A 560-nucleotide genomic window follows, 5' to 3' on the forward strand; every position below is an offset into this window, starting at 1 on the left:
GCCCAACGACGCGGCCCTGCGCCACACCGCGGCCGCCGCCGCCGAACAGGCCAGGACCGAGGGGGTCAGGGTCGCCCTCGTGCCGACCCGCGCCGCCGAAGCCCTCAACGCACTGTTCGCGCAGTACGCGGCTCCGCCCCGGCTGACCCGGCACGACGGCCACCCCTGGCACCTGCACGTGGACCGGGGCGAAAGCTCCGGATGGGGCGGGTGGTTCCTGGCGGCCGGGGCGCTGGAACTCTCCCGGCTGCTCACCGAGTACGGCCGGATCACGTGGGGCGCCTGCGCGGCCGGGGGCTGTGGACGGTTCTTCCTCGGCACCGGGCCCGGCAGCGCCCGCCGCTACTGCTCCCCGGCCTGCGCGACGCGCGCGCGGGTCGCCGCGCACCGCAGACGCAAGCGGGCGCAGGGGACGGAACGGGCATAGCGGGGCGGCGCCGTCGGCCGAGGGCCGCACGCGCTCGGGCGTGGCCGTGCGGCGCCGGCCCGGCGAAGGACGCGGGCCCGGCGAAGGACGCGGGCCCGGCGAAGGACGCGGGCCTGGCGCCAGAGCGCGGCCC

At 79.5% G+C, this 560-nt stretch carries 1 protein-coding gene; it reads left to right on the forward strand.

Annotation, left to right across the window (positions count from 1 at the left end):
* The coding region (locus ACFXA3_RS07740; protein WP_385183422.1) for a CGNR zinc finger domain-containing protein at positions 1-427 on the forward strand (427 nt) is incomplete at its 5' end.
* Between the last annotated feature and the right edge of the window lie 133 nt (positions 428-560).

Origin of the sequence: Streptomyces sp. NPDC059456, from assembly GCF_042750055.1 — a bacterium.
GTDB lineage: Bacteria > Actinomycetota > Actinomycetes > Streptomycetales > Streptomycetaceae > Streptomyces.